We start from the raw sequence: 16,408 nt of genomic DNA, 5'->3' as shown, positions 1-16,408 counted from the left end.
TAGAGTTTAAACATTTTTTGGAGGTAAATATATTATGTATGTTGGTCGAGACATGACGGAACTATCAATGATCCCTAAAAACCAATGGGAAAAAAGTGAACTCGCTTTTTTCCATCACTCTCTTCAGCAAATGGTCCCTTATCTAAATGCAGAAGGACAAACGATCCATAGAGAAATTGTGGAAGAAATTGAGAACCGCGGTGGTTTAACACGAGCTGAGGCCGATTACACACACGGTACAAAAACTATTTATGATTGATTTTAATGTAGGGGGACAGCTATTTATAGCTATCCCCTTTTCCTACCTTTAACTTTCTGTTTTTTCTGCTACTACCGTTTTCCAAATTTTTTGATGTGAAACCGGAAAAGCATACTTACTCAATTCTTCATCTGTAACTATTTCCAAACGCGGAAGCTTTTTTTTCGTATGAAGAAGTTTTCCTGTGTATACTTCAATTTCCCAAGTTAAATGAGAAAAAACATGGCGGATAGTAGTAATTACTCCTGGGTTAATAGCTACTTTCATACGATACTCTTTTTCAATATACTGTTCAAGTTGTTTTCTAGGACTTTGAAGATCAACAACTTCTGTATTAGGAAACTCCCATAAGTTTGCTAATAACCCTTCTTCTGGACGCTTATGAATAACGACCTTATTGTCTTCTGTAAACAAAACAACAGCACTCATCTTAACAATTCGAGTAGATTTCTTTTTGGTTTTCACAGGTAGTTCTGCTTGAACACCTTCATGGAAGCCGTGACAATGCTCTCTAACAGGGCATAGCAGACAGGAAGGAGATGTTGGTGTACATATTATTGCCCCTAATTCCATTAAAGCTTGGTTAAAAAAGGATGGATTTTCATGACTAATTAATTTTCTAACCGCTTCTTCAAACACTTTTCTTGATGAAGGTTTAGCAATATCTATCCATATAGAGAGAATTCTTGATAACACTCTCATAACGTTTCCATCAACTGCAGGTTCTGGAATTCCATAAGCAATACTTAATATTGCTCCTGACGTATAGGGCCCAACACCCTTTAAGCTAGAAATTTCTTTTGGAGAGTCTGGAACTTTCCCGTCATACTTAGCCTTTACTTCTTGAACAGCTGACTGAAGGTTACGGGCACGTGAATAATAACCTAGCCCTTCCCATGCTTTTAATACATCCTCCTCATCAGCCGTAGCCAGAGCTTCTATCGTTGGAAACTTTTCTATAAAACGATTAAAATAAGGAATAACAGTATCTACCTTTGTTTGTTGCAACATAATTTCAGAAACCCACACTTTATAGGGGTCCCTGTCCTTTCTCCACGGCAAATCCCTCTGCTCTGCAGAGAACCAAGCGAGTAAATCACGCTGAAAATCATTTATATTAACTTCATCTATATTTTTTAATACTTCTTTCAAACTTTTGTACCTCCAAAATGTTAGAACTTCTGTAAAATAGGGAATATATCTACTATAACTTTGTTTTTTTACCAATGCACATAAATTTCTTTTACTAAACTCTAAATAAATTTTCCAACTTTCCAAATAATAGATGAGAAGAAGAAATACACAATTGTTTTTTTCAGCATTAAAAAACCTCTAGAACGCAGTATGATTGTATAGTGAACCATCGTATACTATCCAGCTTTTAAGAATATTTTATTTTATAAAAATATAGGATAAAGCTGATTTTTTTCAATAAGTAGCTCGTTTTTTTATCCATCGCGTGTTCAAAAAAATGACACTAATATAAGCTAGAAAGGAGGAAATGTAACTTGGACACAGGTACCCATGTTGTGATGGGTTTTGCTTTAGGTGGGTTAGCGACACTCGACCCGGTTGTTGCGGAAACTACAGCCACATCACAAAGTGTTTTAATTGCAGCAATTATCGGCTCTCAAATTCCTGATATCGATACAATTCTTAAGCTTAAAAACAATGCAGTTTATATCCGTAATCATCGGGGAGCGACTCATTCAATACCGGCTGTATTGTTATGGCCATTAGTAATTTTGGCGTGCCTTTATCCTTTTTACCCGGAAGCAAATCTATTTCACTTATGGATATGGACATTCCTAGCTGTTTTCCTCCATGTATTTGTCGATATTTTTAATGCATACGGTACACAAGCTATTAGACCAATCTCATCAAAATGGGTCGCATTGGGAATTATTAATACATTTGACCCTATCATCTTTGGTTTACATGTTATTGGGCTTATTCTATGGGGAATTGGTTTTGATCCTGGGTATACGTTTTTAGTTATTTATGCCATTCTCGTCTGCTATTATCTTCTCCGCGTTTTAACGCAAAGAGCGGTGAAGTCTGCTGTTAGACGAAAAATACCAGATGCCGAGAAAATTATCATTTCTCCAACGATACGATTTTTCCAATGGCGGCTCGCAGTCATAACAAAAGAACATTTTTATGTTGCACGTGCCTACAAAAACTCCATCGCGATTTTTGATAAATATAAACGTATAAAGGTACCAAGTCTTCCCATGATAGAGGAAGCAAAAAAAGACAAAAACTTAGCGGCTTTTCTTTCCTTCTCCCCTGTTTATCGATGGGAAATCAAGGAATATGAAGAACATTATGAAGTAAAATTCATTGATTTACGATACCGAAGCAACGGACACTATCCATTTGTAGCAATAGTACAACTCGACTCCGAACATAACATTGTTAGCTCGTACACAGGTTGGATTTTTAGTGAAGAAGCTCTCCGGAAGAAATTGGAGATAATACCTGATTAAACTAAAAGTAGGTGCAGCTTGAGTAACTCGCTCGAGCTAAACGCATTTAACTCGAATACATTAAAAAGGAATGACCAACTAATTAGGTCATTCCTTTTTAATGATAAAGATCTCCGTCGGTATTAAGCAAATGTTTATATTTCTCATTCCTTGCTGCAAATTCATGTATTCTTTCTCCATAGTTTTCAATCCATTGCCGTACAATTTTTTCTGTCATTTGCTTTCCTTTATATTCGTACCCCGCTTTTGCATAAGTTGCTTCAAAATCTTCCCATAGCAGTTCAACCCATGTTCTAGCTCTTTTATAAGAAAGATTTTCATTTTTTTGTAAAAGTAGGTCCGTCAGTACTTCAAAGGTTTTATCCATGAAATCCCCTCATTCCCATATTTTAAATTTGTTGTCTGTTGATAACGAATAACTGATTGTACCATACTATTAGTACGTGAAAAAGCTTAGTATTCCCTTTGCCTTTTCACGATCATGTTAGTTAGAAAATACCCTTTAGGAGGCAGATTATGCGTAATAAAGAAAGAGGCTTCCCAAATCAAAATAATAACAAACTTGAAGGTGAACCAAGAGCAAAAGCAGAATATGCTTCTAAACGAGCAGACGGCACCATCAATACACATCCTGCAGAACGTATGCAGGCCTCCGGACAACGCGAGTCAGATTCTCTTTAATGAACACGACTTTGCTTTTAAGGGATTGTAATGGTGGGGAAACGTAACTTTCTACTAACAGATATAAAAGTCCATTTATTCTGGCATTCTTTAAGTCAAAGCATTCACATTTCAAATAAATGGACATAACTCAAGATCTAGTCATTCTCGAACGCCAGACTGATAAGCGTTCGTAACGTAAATCTTTTGTTTCATATTTGGAGCTGACCTTGGCCAAGTCAGCTCTTTTTTCTTATTTTTTCGCCAGAGTTAGCAGCGAAATAGGCAACGCTTCTTCCTTGCCATCTCCACCTAATCGATATCCCCAAGCAAAAATACCATTCATATAATCAATTTTAAAATATACTCCTGGATCGCTTTCAATTCCATATATTTCTCCAGCCTTAAAGTCATCAGGATTCATTAAATAAGCCCTTGCCATAATTGTTTTTCGCTCTAATACTGCGAATTCATTCACAATACCAAGTTGCTCTGCTTTTCTAGCTTTTTCTTTTAATTCGGCAATTTCTTGTTTCAATTCATATTCAGACAATTCACTATATCTTTTTTCTTGTTCCATCGTATCACCTCATTATTTTAAGTATAGTGAAAATGGTACAATATGCAAAGAAATTATTTTGAAGGGATGGAGTTACATTGAATACAGCAGTTATTACTGGCGGTGGTTCTGGATTAGGAAAAGAACTTGCCGTTTTATTAAGTAAAAAAGGTTATCACGTTCATTTGCTAGGAAGAACAGAACAAAATCTTAAGAATACAGCTCTAGAAATTAAGTCAAATGGTGGGGAAGCAACATTTCATTCACTCGATTTACTTTCCTATGAAACAATACAGAAGGTTGCTAAAGAAGTCAGTGATCGTTTTAAAATAGAACTTCTTGTTAACAATGCTGGGGTTGGTTATTTTGGATCTTTTACGGAGTCGACGGATCAAGAGATGGAAGAAATGTTTTCTACAAATGTCTTCGGTCCAATTCGATTAACGAAAGAACTGCTGCCAAGTTTACGAAAACATAAGAAGAGTGCTGTACTTAACATTATTTCTACTGCGGGACTTAGAGGGAAAAAACATGAATCATTATATGTTGCATCTAAGTTTGCTTTTAGAGGCTGGGGGGAGAGTTTACAGAAAGAGTTTGAAGGAACTCCACCAAGATTTATAAACGCCTTTATGGGCGGAATGAATACACCTTTCTGGGACAAATCAGACCACGTAGGAAATCCAGAAAAACTCCGATCACCTAGTGAAATTGCGGAAATTATCATCAATCAATATGAAACAGAAAATGAAATTGTTATTGAGTCAAAAAAATGAAGAATGGGGGATTGACTTCCTCCCCTACTCTTCATTTTTTAATTTCTCAAGAAATGCATCAATTTTTTCAAGAGAGAATCCTTTTCGATAAAGTGTTTGCTTCATTTTTTGTTCATACTGTATCCCTGAAAATTTGGATTGCAGGCGTTTATGCACTTTCATTCCTTGATGGGTGAGCGCTTCCCATTGTTCGTCTGTACTCCTATCCGTTTCAATGGCTTCCCACACTATTTTATTTATCGAAGAGGTATACCCTTTCCTAAGAAGATTCTGGTTTATCTTTTGTTTTGCTTGCACTAAAGAATCTTTGCGGTATTTGTGAAGAAGCTTCTGAGCGATAGCCACACCCTTATCAACTTGAAGCTCCGTTGTAAAAGAGGTTAACGCATTTTCTACTAGTAACTCATCGACACCCTTTTTAGCTAGTTCCCCTTTAATCCATTGTGGTCCTTTGTCAGAAGTGTTCAATTGAGTTTGAACAAAAGCTTCTGCAAATTCCTTATCATTGATATATTTGTATTCGCTTAATTTATGAATAACTTCTTGGATTAGACTGTCGTCTAACTCTGCTTCCTTTAAATGATTGCGTATTTCTTTTTCCGTCCGCATTCGATAAGAAAGAAAATGCAGTGCTTTATTAAATGCCTTTTTTGCTTCATCCTTATATTGAAGCTCTGACATCATTAATTCATCTAATTCCAATCCTTTACGAAGTTGAAATTGTGCAAGCACTGACTCATCCACGCTAAAGGCGTATTTACCGTCCATAAAAATATTGTATCTTTCATCATTTTTTACCTGTTTGGTTATTTTGGTTATTTCCCCCATGTTTTTTCACCTCGTTTTCATCAAACTCTCCATTTGTTACTGATTTTATTAATAAGTAAATTATATAACAAATAAAAAGATTAAGCAGAAATTATGTATGTTCCTTTCTATAGAAGGAAAAACTAAAATAAACTTTCTAAAATTTTTCAGAGAAGGGATGTACATACTATGCCAAAAAATAAGAAAGACAAAACAAAATCTGTATTATCTAGTATGCAGGAAGTGACATATGCAAGAGAATTTAAAGCAGCAGATCGTGCTGGTGGATACACGCAAAAAAATAACAAATAGTAAAAAACTACCTAACTAAAAAAACACTTTTCATCACATGATAAGATAGGAAGCCCTTACTAAAGGCTTCTTACCTTTTAATGACGGAAGGGGTTTTAAACAATGGGTAGAAACCACGGACATAAAAATCGAGATAAAAACACAAAAAACTTACCTCAAACACCTAAACAGTTAAAGTCTGACGGAGTAGATGAAGAATTCTCACGCGAACTCGCAGACCAAGCTGATATGGAAGCGCAAGCACGTGCAAACGCTGCTAACCAAAGACAAAGTGTACAAAGTAATCAAGGTAAATAAAGTGAAACTTCAATCAGTGGGGGTTTTCTTTCATCCACACTGATTGTTAGTTGAACCAATCGGGCGTTTACGGGTAGTTTGCCCCCCCACCTACGCTTCTCCGGTTTCCTTAAGCCTTGAGGTGGGGGTCTTACTACCCGTTAATGCGGGATAAACAAAAATCGGCCGGGATTTCCTCCCAGGCCGATTTTTCATTAGTATACTACAGCTTTTTTAGGTTCGTGTTTATGTTTATTTTTAAAGAAGTGACCTTTCATATAAGGGATAAGCCAACGGTCTCCTCCATAGTTATAAGCTCCCTTGCCTGCGAATAACAGGATGATTGCTGCTGTAAAAAGAATTGGATTTGTGCTGACTGTTCCTGCCATTAAGAAGTTCAAGTTCATAAATGCTCCGGCGATTAAAGCTGGGATTGTTGCTAACCCTGTAATAAGTCCAACACCCACCAAAAATTCTCCCCAAGGGACAAGAACATTAAACAATTCGATATTCGGTACAGCGAAACCTTCAAGGAAACCTGCATACCAGCCTTGAACGGCAGGATGATCTCCACCTGCTTTTGCTAATGCACCTTGTAGAAATCCGCTTGCATCAAAACCATCGTTAATTTTATGCCAGCCACCTTCTATCCACTGTAAACCTAACCAAACTCTTACTACTGTCCAGACTACACTAACTTTTGGATTTTCCCACCATTTCATAATGGCTCCACTCCTTTTGTTTTAATTGTGAAATATTTCACAAGTTTAGGTAAAAAAATAAATTCCTTTATTAATAATGATCATCTTTTATGTTTGTGAATTATTTCACATATTCTTTACACTCTTAATGTACTACTTTTTTCAATATAGCGCAATAGGTTTTTGCAGCTGTCATATTTTTGTCACATCCTTTTATCTCCTCTTTCTCAAAAAAATACGCATCTACCATCAGAGGCAGCAGATGCGCATTATATTGCTTACTCCTCCACATCCAACTTTACTTCACCAAAATGAGCAAAAACTGCACGATAAGTACCCAATTCTAATGGAATAGGGCTAATAAATGTACCCGAGGATATAATCATTCCCTTTCTCAGAACGCTTCCTTGTGTAGATAACTTATTATTAAGCCATTCAACAGCATTGATAGGATTATCTAAAACAAAATTAGATTGTCCACTAACAACTTGTTTATCATTATGATAAAGCGTGACAGAAATATCTTCTAACGTACTCTTTGAATCTATTTTAATAGGCTCACCTACTACTACTTTACCAGTAACCGCATTATCCATAATTAACTCTCCAATGGATAGCTTCGGGAACCAATCTTTTATCCGACTATCTGGGATTTCAAGACCAGGAGCAATCAATGTCTTTTCAATAATTTCCGACACATCTGCAAATGGTGAAATATCCTCTGTAACCATGAACATTAGTTCCGTTTCCAATAACGGGGAAAATAGTTCTTTTTTATGTATAACACCATTTACTACTGTATTATCCGTTAATGTTCCATATATAGGAGAGTCTGTATGGAAAATTTCCTGCAAGCCTTTATTCGTTAAGCTAATCTTATAACCTTTGATATCTTCGTGAGTACCCTCAATTTTTCTTTGAATAAATTCATCTTGGACTTCATAAAAAGCAGCTTCTGTCGAAAAACCAGCTGTTTCTATACAAGATAGCGGACTCTTCTTCTTGTATGTATCTAGTAACGTTGTCACTATATCCTGCGTTTTCGTTGTCATACTGATGCATCCTTTCTATGTATAAATAAAGTGAAACGATAATTCTTTCCTTTAGCAAATAATTCGACAACTATATGTTCATTCCCTGCAATTGGCTACAAAATGACAGAATATCTAACTAATTAGTTTGTAAATTGGAAGTGTAAAAAAGATCCCCCTAGCTCCTACAGAGTTGGGGGATCTTTTTTACCTGAAATTAGATGTTAGAAACGGGTAGCATACTCCCTAAAATGGTTTTACGGACATCAAAAAAATCATTATAATAGCAATTGCACTTGCTGTGGCGAGAGCTTTATCTGCTTTTTTATTAATTTCTACTACTTCTGTTGGTATTGCATTTCCTGTTGCATTCTCAAGTATTTGTACGGATTCTTTTGTCTGTTTAGCAGCTACTCCTATTACTAATACTTGAGCTACTATATAAAGAATAATAGAAGTGATATACCACCCCTCTTTAAATAGGTTTGGATTAATAACCCCCATAATTAAACCTGTTACCAGTAAAGCTATACTGCCAATCTTTACAGGCTTTTCAATTTTTTCCATTAACTCATTTGACCATTTTAACTGTTCTTTTGTTTTTGCGAATTTTCCTATTATTGGAAAAATAAATGTTGGTCCTAATCCCACTACTGCTGCGATTACGTGGATCAGAACTAATGCTCCATATACAGTCATCCTCATCCCCCCTTGTTTTTTAATACCCCTTACTCCCTTTTGCTAGCAGAAATCCCTCCTACTCGCTCGTAAGTTATCATAGTATATAGAGACTGTGAATAATTGACTATTATTATATAAAAATTTATAGGAGTTTATCACTTATTATGTAAAAAATTATTATTTTATTAGATTAAAAGAACTAAATAAGAGGATGCGTCTAACTCTAATTAGAGAGGCCTGTTTCCTATTAATCATAACTAAAAAGGAAAACTGATACCTTATGAGTATTTCTTAGCCTGTGCTTTTAGTACTATTCACTCGTGATACCGAATAATTTAGGTCTCTGCTTCCAGTCTCAAGTTTTAAAAAGTTTCTTTTCATTATATAATTGGTTTGTTTCACTAAATTAAATTCTTTATTAGAAATTGAGGCTATGTATGGGCAAACAAGTAGCATTAGAAAAGAAAACAATTAGACAGGTGCTTCTGGTTTTAGGAATTATTTTTGTTGCTTTTAATTTACGTCCAGCAATCACGGCGATTGGACCAATTATTGGGTTGATTCGTAATGATCTAGGAATATCGAACGGGGTAGCTGGTTTTATTACAACTCTCCCTTTACTATCATTCGCTATTCTTTCAATTCTTGCCCCAAGAATTGGACAGGTGTTTGGCAATGAACGGACTGTTTTCTTCGGGTTAATTGTATTATTCATTGGAATTGTGATTCGTTCTACTGGATTTATCTCTACACTTTTCCTCGGCACCATACTAGTAGGTGTTGGTGTTGCTATTGGAAATGTTCTCTTACCAAGTATTGTAAAGCTGAAATTCCCTGAAAAGGTTGGGATTATGACAAGTACCTATACAACATCAATGAATACCTTTGCTGCGCTCGGGTCAGGGATTAGTATTCCACTTGCACAAGGATTGGCGTTAGGTTGGCAAAAAGCACTAGCTGTTTGGGCAGTGATAGCGGTGATTGCAGCAGTTATCTGGTTACCACAGTCACGGCGGAATAATCAACAAACAGCTACTCAGAACAGCCAATCTTCTAGTAAAGACCTCTGGCAATCACCACTTGCATGGCAGGTCACCATTTTTATGGGGTTACAATCGTTTTTATTCTATTGTACGGTGGCATGGTTGCCAGAAATATTGGAAAGTAACGGAATGGATTTGTCCTTAGCAGGTTGGATGCTTTCCTTAATGCAATTGGTCGGCCTACCGACAACCTTTTTCGCCCCAGTGTTGGCTGGCCGTTTTAAAAATCAGAAGGGCATTGTGCTAACCATTGGGTTCTTTTACTTTGCGGGAATAATGGGGATCCTGCTTGGTGCTAGCCATGCTCTATTAGTAGTGTCGATTATATGTATAGGAGTTGCCCAAGGTGCAAGTATTAGTTTAGCACTTACTTTTATTGGCTTACGAACAATTAATGCAAAGCAAGCAGCTGATTTATCTGGAATGGCACAATCCATCGGCTATTTACTAGCAGCAATTGGACCAATTTTAATCGGATTTTTATTCGATCAAACCCATTCCTGGACACTCCCCTTAATTGTCTTATCTATAGTAGCAATCGTGATGATACTGGCTGGTTTGGGCGCTGGTCGGAATCAGTATATTGTGAAAGAACAACACCAAAATTACGATTACTAATAATTAAAATCCCGCATTTTCATCAAGCGGGATTTTACCTATACCAAAAAGCTACCTCCTAATGCAATTTTTCATCCACATACTTACCATAGTCTGGAATCGCAATACGATCGAATTCTCTGACTAACCTATCTAGGCTCTTAGACAATAGTTCCCCTCTCATAGGCAGTCCATGTCCCGTTACTGCCACAGATGGTTTCAACGCTTCCAATTTTTCAACGGATTGCTTAGAAGCTTTCCAATCTGTCGTTAAATACCTTGGAGGTCCGCTTATTTCCTGTTCCTGTGTGAAAACTTTATAAAGTGACTCTTGTTTGACAGTAACAAATGCATCCCCTGCTATTAATGCTCGGTCTTTCTCTCTAAATAACGAAACATGTCCAGGCGAATGCCCAGGCGTATGAATCCAACGAAAACCTTGCATATGAGGAACAGTCCCGTCAGAAGGTAGCTTTTCAACATGATCACTTAAATCAATAGCTTCATTTGGAAATAACGGCGACATTTTTGCGACCATTCCACCCTCGACCGTCGAGTCTGGTTCTGGATAACTCATTTGTCCTGTTAAAAATGGCATTTCCAATTCATGTGCATATACAGGAACTTCCCAATGGTTAACGAGCTCAATAATAGCACCAACATGATCGAAATGACCATGCGTTAAGATTATTGCTTTAGGACGACTATTTGGACCGAACCGTTCTTCCGTAGCGGAAATAATCTCGTTTGCCGAATCAGGCATTCCGGCATCAACCAAGACAAAGTCCTTCGTTTCTGGATTTCCAACTAACAGAATATTGACGATTTGAACCGTATGACAATATAAGTCTGGTAGTACCTCCATGCCTACACCACTTCCTATAGAAGTTGCGGGAATATATTTATAATCACTTCCATAGTTCATTTCCTTACCCATCGCATAATCCTCCCTTTATAAACACCTTTTATACTAGTACAAGAATATTGTTTCCCTGTTTTGGTATATTATTTAGTAAGGATTTTGTTAGGAACTCTCATCTTTTTATACATTTCCTGCCTCTTGTCTACTTCTGAAAATATCCATGTTAATTTTCCCCACTAATATTTTAGTGAAATAATTTAACCCAATTGAAAAAGCGTTCCCACTTATTTGTGGAAACGCCCTGAATAGAATTTCATGATTACAATTTAAGAGTCCAGCCAAATGGATCTGGTTCAGTTCCCTTTTGAATTCCAGTCAATGAATCATATAGTTTTTTTGATAACTGCCCTATTTCTCCGTTATTAATCGCTAGCTTTTCGTTTTGCCAGAAGAGTTCCCCAATTGGTGATATAACTGCTGCTGTCCCTGTTCCAAATGCTTCCTCTAATAAACCGTCATTATAAGCCTGTTGAACTTCGTGAATGGAAATTTTTCGTTCCACGACAGGTATATTCCAATATTTTAGTAGTTCAATAATTGATTTTCTAGTTATTCCTTCAAGAATACTTCCATTTAATACAGGTGTAATGACTTCCCCGTTAATTTTAAAGAAGATATTCATGCTTCCAACCTCTTCAATGTATTGCCTTTCTTTTCCATCTAACCATAACACTTGGGAATAACCATTTTCACTAGCACTTTCTGATGCCTTTAAACTAGCAGCATAATTTCCAGCCGTTTTCGCATTACCCGTTCCACCTGCCACAGCACGGACATAGTCACTTTCTACAGCAATTCTAACAGGGTTAATTCCTTCTTTATAGTAGGCACCAACAGGCGACAAAATAATCATAAATCGATAGTTTCTAGCAGGTTCCACACCAAGATGTGGTTCTGTCGCAATAATAAACGGTCGAATATAAAGTGAAGTGCCTTCTACTGTCGGAACCCAATCCCTATCAACAGCAATCAATTGTTTCAAAGCACTTAACGCTAATTCCTCATCAATTTTCGGTATACACAATCTGTCATTTGATCGATTTAACCTTTTCATATTTTGATCAGGCCTAAATAACAAAATTTGTTCATCTTTTGTATGATACGCTTTTAACCCCTCAAAAACGGTTTGCCCATAATGAAAAACTGTCGCTGCAGGATCTAAGGCAATGGACTGATAAGGTACAATTCGAGGGTCATGCCAGCCCTTCCCTTCTGTATAATCCCAAATAAACATATGGTCGGTAAAGGTCCTTCCGAACTCTAATTGGTCAAAAGGAGGGATTGTTTTTTTCTTTGAACTAAGTGTGATTTCAATGTCTAAATCTTTCATCGTCGTTGCTCCAATCTTTAGCTTAATATGTGTCTGTCATGCAATTTGTTTGTACTACATAAATAAAAATCATATAATTTTGAATTCCTTAACTATTTAACTATTTTACCACAATTTTTTTGTTAGTGTTGACTAAAATGTTTGCGGAGAATATTATTCTCGTGTACTTTCCATCTGCTTACATGAGCCGATAAAAAAACACTCTCCGTTCAATCAATCTATCCTTTCTCATAATATTTACTATAGCCAGACATATCCTCTCATTTTAGGAATAACTATAGGGCTCTATTGAATATACATAATTTTAAGACTTAACGCTTTAGCAAAAAATGTACCTTCCATTATTTCTACACTCGACCTGATTTATATACACCACGTGAAATTCTAGTAATTATTTTCAGTTTATTAAAAAGTTCACTTTCCAAGTTTCGGTTGCTATGAAAAGAAATGGTTCTACATGTAGTTTCCCACACAATAAAAGGGGTCTTATCATAAGATATAGGGTGAATTCACATCTCTACATTCATCATTTGGCTAAGAAAGTTGTGGTATGACAGTATGAAAAACTATTCAGCTACTCACTATTCGTTTCAAAACCTACAGGAAAATAGAATGTCATTTGACCAGGTGTTTGAGCATATTATGACGTTCATGCAATCACAACCATGTGGTAACTATCGATTAATGGTAGGAACAGATTCTCAAGTTCATCACTCACAGACTACCTTTATAACAGGGATTGTCATACTAAATGAAGGAAATGGTGTGTGGGCATGTATAAGAAAAGTAGTTGTTCCAAGGAAAATGTTGCATTTGCATGAGCGAATTTCCTATGAATTATCTTTATCGGAGGAAATTGTTTCTTTATTTACGGAGGAAAGAAAAAATAAATTAGTCGATATCGTCCTTCCTTACCTTTATCAAGGAGCCACATTTACAATGGAAGGCCATATTGATATCGGGGCTGGAGAAAAGAACAAAACACGTAAGTTTGTTAAAGAAATGGTAGCAAGAATGGAAGCTATGGGTGTAGAACCAAAAATTAAGCCGGATGCTTTCGTAGCCTCGAGCTACGCAAATCGGTATACAAAATAACCGGTTGTGATGGAAGTTGAAAAAATTAGATGGGATAAAGAAGATAATATCTATGTGAGTTGGACAAGTAATTAAAATTCCCTTGAACAAAACGTAGACAATGTTACTTGAAGGAAAATAGATACAACCTTTATCACCTACTGTACTTTCGATTGGTCTCTCTATTCATTCACTCTCCAAAGTTTAGGGAATTTTTTCAGCGGAATAAAAAAGATGGTACATTCTTGATTACTTACTGTCTAGTCTCTAAAAAAACTATATCAATAGCCCAGTCCCTAGACTGAGCTATTTTCAATTTAACCCTCACTTTTCCCGTAACATCGGCGACACCCCATGGTGCTATTAGATAAGTCTCTAATGATTTTTACTGCCTTTTAATAGGTCACAATATTCTACACACATAGTAGGAATAACAAACTCTTAATGGTCCCGATTCACAATATAATTCAATAAATGCTTGAGAAAAGTAGTATTACGTGGCACCTCCTGCAACGTTTCCATTGCAAGGCAATAATGTTCCCACATCGCTTTTTTGGCACCAACAGAACCTAGGATTGATATAAAAGTCGAATTATTGTTTTTGGCATCTTTTCCAATGGTTTTCCCGAGCAAGGCCTGATCCCCTTCAACATCAAGCAAATCATCCTTAATCTGAAAAGCAATACCGGCATGATAGGCGAATTTTTTCAATGCTTTCATTTCAACTTCCTTTGCATGAGCAAGAATTGCAGGCATTATAAGAGAAGCTTCGAATGCTAGCCCAGTTTTATAAAAGCTCATCATATTCAATTGTTCGAGTGTCAATTGTTTCCCTTTGGAGTCCAAATCCATCGCCTGTCCCTTACATATATCCTCTGTCATTTTGGACGAATATTGAATCAAGTTAAGCACCGTTTTCGAATCAAACTGGTCAAGAGACGCTTGTTCCCAGGTAGCCCTCTGGGTCAAAAAGAGACCGGTTAATTCTGCTACGGAAACACTATATATCGTATGTAGCGTTGGACGCCCCCTACGAATAGAGGCATTATCTTGAGATGGCAGATCATCAAAAATTAGGGAAGCAGTATGCATATATTCCAATGATTTCAAAAGTGGCACGATAGCTGAACTTTCTAACCCATACCCGTTAACACCCATGACCCAAGTCATTATTGGTCTCAACCGCTTTCCATCGCCTTCGAGACTGTAATTTGCAGCATCAATGATTCGCTCTTTCCCCAAAGAAATATTATCCGTTTTAGGGATATGTAAGGCGTTATTAATCTGATTGCGTACCGTTTCGATAGTATTTAAAAATTCTTCCTGCTCCTTCCGTTCATTTTTCAAATTAGTAATTATACGGTCACGAAGCAATTTATCAAAGAAATCCACATCATCCGCTTTTCGAACTATATTTTGGATAACTTTATTGAATTTTGGATTTCCGGAAGCAAATAGCTTCATAACTTCGTTGTATTTTTTAGTTCCCATGCGTTCTTTAAATCGTTTTAGACCGTTTATTGCTCGACCCAATATCACCTCACAGGTCTTGGTATCTGAATTATACACGTTATGTATTAAATTGGAGATGACCGTCCAATATAATTCAAAGGGATTTATAAGATCCGGACGTTTATCATGATATTTCATATAATAGGTATAAGGCGTTACAGCACCATCCTTCATATCATCAAACATATCAGCAAAATCATCAGCCAGCTGGTTATAAATACCATAAAAGAAGGTCCTGTTGTCAAAGCCCTCATCCCGAGGAGCGCTAATGACGGAACGGACAATCAATCGTGAAGAAGAAGATTTTAAAATGATCGGTATATAAAGGTCTTCATTGCTGTAATGTGCATTTGATAGGTCCTTTACACGATCCACTTCCTGAGAATGAAAAAACACATAGCATTGTTCAAAAAAAGACTTCATTGTCTCTGGTCGCTGATGAGCCTTAATATACTCAAAGGCATCCCGAAGCTCCGAATGAATATATCGGATTAACTCTTTTGTTTTTCCAGTCCACTCACCCAATTCTGGTACAGACCCTGTGATAAGGGTAGTACGTATCAAATCGGCATATTGTTTTTCCTCTGCAGCGGATAAAATTTTGGCATCCAGAAGATCGTCAATAAAAGGATAGGTTAAACCATAGCAATAGCCTAATCTGATAGCTTTATCAAGTTTCTTGGTACGTTCTTTAGAAGATATGCCATCACCCATTTCTTCCACCTCTTGCATCACTACCCCAGCAATGATTTTAATAAGTTTTCGCTGGGCCTGCTCAGCATCCATCCCCTCTGGAATATTGGAAGATACAGTCTTTAGTTTGTTCATCACCCAGATCATGGCAGACTCAACGCCTTCCTTCTGGGCTATCCGATACAACCCGGCCATGCTCATCATCTCTGTTTCGTTCCCTCGATCTGCTGCTGTGGAATGAACTAGATGATTTTTCAAACTATCAACTATACTTCTGACCCTAGTCTGTGTGTCAGTTGAGTTTAAGTCTTTTCCTAAATCTCGCATGAAAATATAGGAGATGCTTCGATCCAAGTAATTATCTAGTTTTCCTGTATAATCCAACCACCGGATATAATTATGATACTCACGGGGATTAGCTTTTTCCTTTCCACGCGAAAAAAAAGATAATAGTGAATGATGAATATGCTTGTGTTCCCACGATTTTATATCTTTTGTTAGGGTCGGGACATAACTCTTTTCCACAACTTGCACATAAAGTGATTTAAAATAATGAGCAGCCTTCTGCTCAGCCAGCCGATAGCATGTATCGGCATTTTTTACTAACTCTTCATTCATACTATACATTACCTCTACTTCATGTTTTCCTATATATTTTGCAATATAATTCAAACCAATATTACTAA

Annotated in this window: 18 protein-coding genes; 8 read left to right on the top strand and 10 right to left on the bottom strand. The window is 36.7% G+C overall.

Annotated elements, in window-relative coordinates; translation table 11 throughout:
* The first annotated feature begins 34 nt into the window (after nucleotides 1-34).
* Nucleotides 35-259: a hypothetical protein gene (locus ACFSUL_RS05270; RefSeq protein ID WP_377933362.1), complete on the top strand. Its 225-nt coding sequence runs from the start codon at nucleotides 35-37 to the stop codon at nucleotides 257-259.
* 48 nt (nucleotides 260-307) lie between these two features.
* Here ACFSUL_RS05270 and mutY read toward each other — a convergent pair whose 3' ends face one another.
* Nucleotides 308-1,411, bottom strand: a complete 1,104-nt coding sequence (gene mutY, locus ACFSUL_RS05265) for an A/G-specific adenine glycosylase (RefSeq protein ID WP_377933360.1) — start codon at nucleotides 1,409-1,411, stop codon at nucleotides 308-310.
* 356 nt (nucleotides 1,412-1,767) lie between these two features.
* Here mutY and ACFSUL_RS05260 point away from each other — a divergent pair, with 356 nt between their 5' ends.
* Nucleotides 1,768-2,748: a metal-dependent hydrolase gene (locus ACFSUL_RS05260; protein ID WP_377933358.1), complete on the top strand. Its 981-nt coding sequence runs from the start codon at nucleotides 1,768-1,770 to the stop codon at nucleotides 2,746-2,748.
* Nucleotides 2,749-2,845: 97 nt separating this feature from the next.
* Here the strand turns inward: ACFSUL_RS05260 and ACFSUL_RS05255 are convergent, their stop codons facing one another.
* Nucleotides 2,846-3,115, bottom strand: coding sequence for a YfhJ family protein (locus tag ACFSUL_RS05255; protein ID WP_377933356.1), 270 nt, complete (start codon nucleotides 3,113-3,115; stop codon nucleotides 2,846-2,848).
* Nucleotides 3,116-3,264: 149 nt separating this feature from the next.
* Between ACFSUL_RS05255 and ACFSUL_RS05250 the strand changes: the two genes are divergently transcribed.
* A complete protein-coding gene (locus ACFSUL_RS05250; RefSeq protein WP_377933354.1) occupies nucleotides 3,265-3,429 on the top strand; it encodes a small, acid-soluble spore protein K in 165 nt (54 codons plus the stop codon).
* 232 nt (nucleotides 3,430-3,661) lie between these two features.
* Here the strand turns inward: ACFSUL_RS05250 and ACFSUL_RS05245 are convergent, their stop codons facing one another.
* Complete coding sequence (locus tag ACFSUL_RS05245) at nucleotides 3,662-3,988, bottom strand: YfhH family protein (RefSeq protein WP_377933352.1); 327 nt, start codon at nucleotides 3,986-3,988, stop codon at nucleotides 3,662-3,664.
* Between the two features lie 77 nt (nucleotides 3,989-4,065).
* Between ACFSUL_RS05245 and ACFSUL_RS05240 the strand changes: the two genes are divergently transcribed.
* A complete protein-coding gene (locus ACFSUL_RS05240; RefSeq protein WP_377933350.1) occupies nucleotides 4,066-4,743 on the top strand; it encodes an SDR family NAD(P)-dependent oxidoreductase in 678 nt (225 codons plus the stop codon).
* A gap of 24 nt (nucleotides 4,744-4,767) precedes the next feature.
* Here the strand turns inward: ACFSUL_RS05240 and recX are convergent, their stop codons facing one another.
* Nucleotides 4,768-5,571 carry a recombination regulator RecX gene (gene recX, locus ACFSUL_RS05235; protein WP_377933348.1) on the bottom strand — a complete coding sequence of 268 codons (804 nt, stop codon included), beginning with the start codon at nucleotides 5,569-5,571 and terminating at the stop codon, nucleotides 4,768-4,770.
* Nucleotides 5,572-5,739: 168 nt separating this feature from the next.
* On the opposite strand from recX, the gene ACFSUL_RS05230 reads away from it, so the two are divergent.
* Both ACFSUL_RS05230 and ACFSUL_RS05225 read left to right on the top strand, forming a co-directional pair.
* Nucleotides 5,740-5,862: a YfhE family protein gene (locus ACFSUL_RS05230; RefSeq protein WP_084778644.1), complete on the top strand. Its 123-nt coding sequence runs from the start codon at nucleotides 5,740-5,742 to the stop codon at nucleotides 5,860-5,862.
* 102 nt (nucleotides 5,863-5,964) lie between these two features.
* On the top strand, nucleotides 5,965-6,159 hold the full coding sequence (locus ACFSUL_RS05225) for a YfhD family protein (protein WP_071413462.1): 195 nt from the start codon (nucleotides 5,965-5,967) through the stop codon (nucleotides 6,157-6,159).
* A gap of 194 nt (nucleotides 6,160-6,353) precedes the next feature.
* Here the strand turns inward: ACFSUL_RS05225 and ACFSUL_RS05220 are convergent, their stop codons facing one another.
* The 3 genes from ACFSUL_RS05220 to ACFSUL_RS05210 form a co-directional block, all read right to left on the bottom strand.
* The gene (locus ACFSUL_RS05220; RefSeq protein ID WP_377933345.1) at nucleotides 6,354-6,860 is read right to left on the bottom strand and encodes a DoxX family membrane protein; all 507 of its coding nucleotides are present in this window, start codon (nucleotides 6,858-6,860) and stop codon (nucleotides 6,354-6,356) included.
* 257 nt (nucleotides 6,861-7,117) lie between these two features.
* On the bottom strand, nucleotides 7,118-7,891 hold the full coding sequence (locus tag ACFSUL_RS05215) for a 2-keto-4-pentenoate hydratase (RefSeq protein WP_377933343.1): 774 nt from the start codon (nucleotides 7,889-7,891) through the stop codon (nucleotides 7,118-7,120).
* Between the two features lie 225 nt (nucleotides 7,892-8,116).
* The gene (locus ACFSUL_RS05210; RefSeq protein WP_377933341.1) at nucleotides 8,117-8,569 is read right to left on the bottom strand and encodes a DUF2269 family protein; all 453 of its coding nucleotides are present in this window, start codon (nucleotides 8,567-8,569) and stop codon (nucleotides 8,117-8,119) included.
* Nucleotides 8,570-8,988: 419 nt separating this feature from the next.
* Here ACFSUL_RS05210 and ACFSUL_RS05205 point away from each other — a divergent pair, with 419 nt between their 5' ends.
* The gene (locus tag ACFSUL_RS05205) at nucleotides 8,989-10,212 is read left to right on the top strand and encodes a CynX/NimT family MFS transporter (protein ID WP_377933339.1); all 1,224 of its coding nucleotides are present in this window, start codon (nucleotides 8,989-8,991) and stop codon (nucleotides 10,210-10,212) included.
* A 58-nt stretch (nucleotides 10,213-10,270) separates the two neighbouring features.
* On the opposite strand, the gene ACFSUL_RS05200 is transcribed toward ACFSUL_RS05205, so the two are convergent.
* On the bottom strand, nucleotides 10,271-11,128 hold the full coding sequence (locus tag ACFSUL_RS05200) for an MBL fold metallo-hydrolase (protein WP_377933337.1): 858 nt from the start codon (nucleotides 11,126-11,128) through the stop codon (nucleotides 10,271-10,273).
* Between the two features lie 244 nt (nucleotides 11,129-11,372).
* A complete protein-coding gene (locus ACFSUL_RS05195; protein ID WP_377933335.1) occupies nucleotides 11,373-12,443 on the bottom strand; it encodes a branched-chain amino acid aminotransferase in 1,071 nt (356 codons plus the stop codon).
* Between the two features lie 558 nt (nucleotides 12,444-13,001).
* Between ACFSUL_RS05195 and ACFSUL_RS05190 the strand changes: the two genes are divergently transcribed.
* Nucleotides 13,002-13,538, top strand: a complete 537-nt coding sequence (locus ACFSUL_RS05190; RefSeq protein WP_071413455.1) for a ribonuclease H-like YkuK family protein — start codon at nucleotides 13,002-13,004, stop codon at nucleotides 13,536-13,538.
* Nucleotides 13,539-13,958: 420 nt separating this feature from the next.
* On the opposite strand, the gene ACFSUL_RS05185 is transcribed toward ACFSUL_RS05190, so the two are convergent.
* Nucleotides 13,959-16,349 carry a polyprenyl synthetase family protein gene (locus ACFSUL_RS05185; RefSeq protein WP_377933332.1) on the bottom strand — a complete coding sequence of 797 codons (2,391 nt, stop codon included), beginning with the start codon at nucleotides 16,347-16,349 and terminating at the stop codon, nucleotides 13,959-13,961.
* Between the last annotated feature and the right edge of the window lie 59 nt (nucleotides 16,350-16,408).

This window comes from Bacillus seohaeanensis (assembly GCF_042684945.1).
Classification (GTDB): domain Bacteria; phylum Bacillota; class Bacilli; order Bacillales; family Bacillaceae_B; genus Rossellomorea; species Rossellomorea seohaeanensis.
This window is presented reverse-complemented; position numbering and strand designations above follow the sequence as displayed.